3 protein-coding genes are annotated in these 2,572 nt (G+C 62.8%); all 3 read left to right on the top strand.

Annotated elements, in window-relative coordinates; all coding sequences use genetic code 11:
• A partial coding sequence (gene preA / locus EN964_RS31480) for an NAD-dependent dihydropyrimidine dehydrogenase subunit PreA (protein ID WP_127277199.1) occupies positions 1-1,213 on the top strand: 1,213 nt, incomplete at its 5' end.
• Between the two features lie 199 nt (positions 1,214-1,412).
• Positions 1,413-1,916: an Rrf2 family transcriptional regulator gene (locus EN964_RS31475; protein WP_024501511.1), complete on the top strand. Its 504-nt coding sequence runs from the start codon at positions 1,413-1,415 to the stop codon at positions 1,914-1,916.
• A 42-nt stretch (positions 1,917-1,958) separates the two neighbouring features.
• A complete protein-coding gene (locus EN964_RS31470) occupies positions 1,959-2,417 on the top strand; it encodes a carboxymuconolactone decarboxylase family protein (protein WP_127269912.1) in 459 nt (152 codons plus the stop codon).
• Positions 2,418-2,572: the final 155 nt, after the last annotated feature.

Raw genomic sequence — 2,572 nt, 5'->3', positions numbered from 1 at the left:
CTTCAAGGCCGACTGGGGCGGCGTGGTGCGAAAGACGCTCGGCGAGGAAGGCCCGCCGGTGGTCAACGTCAACGGCCCGCGCTATGGCGCGATCTGGGGCGCCGACCGCCGCCTGCTCGGCCTCAACAACATCGAGTTGATCACCGACCGCGACCTGCAGGTCAATTTGCGCGAGATCAAGCAGGTCAAGAAGGACTGGCCCGACCGCGCCATCGTCGTCTCGCTGATGGTGCCTTGCGTCGAGGAGGCCTGGAAGGCGATCCTGCCGGTGGTCGAGGAGACCGAAGCCGACGGCATCGAGCTGAATTTCGGCTGCCCGCACGGCATGTCGGAGCGCGGCATGGGCGCGGCTGTCGGCCAAGTGCCGGAATATATCGAAATGGTGGTGCGCTGGTGCAAGCAGAACACCCGCATGCCCGTCATCACCAAGCTGACGCCCAACATCACCGATGTGCGCAAGCCCGCACGGGCGGCACATGCCGGCGGCACCGATGCGGTGTCGCTGATCAACACCATCAATTCAATCACCGGTGTCGACCTCGACAGCTTCGCGCCGCAGCCGACAATCGACGGCAAGGGCTCGCATGGCGGCTATTGCGGCCCGGCGGTGAAGCCGATCGCCATGAACATGGTGGCCGAGATCGCGCGCGATCCAGAAACCCGCGGCCTGCCGATCTCCGGCATCGGCGGCATCACCACCTGGCGTGACGCGGCCGAATTCATGGCGCTCGGCGCCGGCAATGTGCAGGTGTGCACGGCGGCGATGACCTATGGCTTCAAAATCGTGCAGGAAATGATCGCGGGCCTCGAAAACTGGATGGACGAGAAGGGGCACGCCTCGCTCAACGACATCGTCGGCCGCGCCACGCCCAATGTGACCGATTGGCAGTATCTCAACCTGAACTACGTCGCCAAGGCGCGTATCGACCAGGATGCCTGCATCAAATGCGGCCGCTGCCACATCGCCTGCGAGGACACTTCGCACCAGGCGATCACCAGCATGGTCGACGGCGTCAGGCACTTCGAGGTGATCGAGGCCGAATGCGTCGGCTGTAATCTCTGCGTCAATGTCTGCCCGGTCGAGAACTGCATCACCATGGAGCCGCTGGCAGCCGGCGTGATGGACCAGCGCACCGGCAGGCCGGTATCGCCCGTCTATGCCAACTGGACGACGCACCCGAACAACCCGATGGCCAAGGTGGCAGCGGAATAGGGACACGTCACGAGAAGAGCGCCGAGGGCGCAGCAGCTTCTCTTCCCCCCCGTATAGTGACGGGGAGAAAGACGCTGTCATCGCCGATTTCGCCAATCACCAACGTATTCCTTTTTCGAAAGCGGACGACTCTGCATTTTCCTATTGCAGATAAGAATTATCCACGATAATATATATCCATGATAAAGGAGCCGATCCAATGAAACTGGGCGAGGGCGTTGAGGCAGCCATCCATTGCGCTGCCACGCTGGCGAGTGTGGAGGGGAACAGCACCATGCCTGGCGCTGCTCTCGCCGAGGCCTTTGGCCTGTCGCCTAGCTATCTGCTGAAGCATCTCAACATGCTGAGCGCCGCGCGCATCCTGGAATCGGTGCCCGGGCCTGCCGGTGGCTATCGGCTGGCGCGGCCGGCCGAGCGCATCACGCTGCTCGACATCGTGCTGGCCGTCGAGGGCCGCGAGCCGGCCTTCCGTTGCGGCGAGATACGCCAGCGCGGTCCGGTGAAGCTCGATGCTTCAGCCTATGTCAAACCCTGCGGCATCAACGCGGCGATGCTGAAGGCCGAGCGCGCCTATCGCGCCGCGCTCGCCGAGACCAAGCTGTCCGATATCGTGGCCACCTATGCGGCAGAAGGCGATCCCAGGTCACTTGCCGCGAGCTGCGCCTTCGTCGAGCGCCACCAGCGGCCGCAGAAATCCAGTTAACCCCGCCGACCCAAACCCAGGCAGATTTGAAAGGACAAGAAGATGAAACAGAGGCTGCAATTTTTCGCCAAGGCGCCGGAGATCATGAAGGCCGTGTCGGCGCTCAACAAGGCGGTGGACGAATGCGGGCTCGAGGTGAGCCTGCTGCACCTGATCAAACTCAGAGCGTCGCAGATCAATGGCTGCTCGTACTGCGTCGAGATGCATAGCCGCGAGGCGAGGCGCGACGGCGAGACCGAGCAGCGGCTCTACCTGGTTTCAGCCTGGAAGGAATCGCCGCTGTTTTCCGAGCGCGAACGCGCCGCCTTGGCCTGGACCGAGGCCGTCACCCTGATCGCCAACAATGGCGTGCCGGACGAGCTCTATGCAAAGACGCTCGAGCATTTCTCGGAAGAGGAATTGGTCAAGCTGTCCGTTGCGCTCGGCATGATCAACACCTGGAACCGGCTGTGCATTCCGTTCCAGGCCATTCACCCGATGCCGGCGGCCAAGGCCGCCTGATTGTCCATTTATGTTGGGAGCGCCGTCGAAAGACGGCGCTCCACTTTCCAAGGGAGCGTTTGATGCCTGCCGATTTGCCTTCAACCTTGTTGTTTCTCGCTCGCCTGTTGCTCGGCGGCGCCTTCGTCTTCGCCGGCCTGCGCAACATCCAGAAC

It is taken from the genome of Mesorhizobium sp. M7A.F.Ca.CA.001.10.2.1, from assembly GCF_003998575.1.
Lineage (GTDB): Bacteria > Pseudomonadota > Alphaproteobacteria > Rhizobiales > Rhizobiaceae > Mesorhizobium.
This window is presented reverse-complemented; position numbering and strand designations above follow the sequence as displayed.

What these genes read in the sequence shown, in the direction of transcription:
- EN964_RS31475 (WP_024501511.1), top strand. Translation starts at nt 1,413, where the DNA reads ATGAAACTGGGCGAGGGCGTTGAGGCAGCCATCCATTGCGCTGCCACG.
- EN964_RS31470 (WP_127269912.1), top strand. Translation starts at nt 1,959, where the DNA reads ATGAAACAGAGGCTGCAATTTTTCGCCAAGGCGCCGGAGATCATGAAG.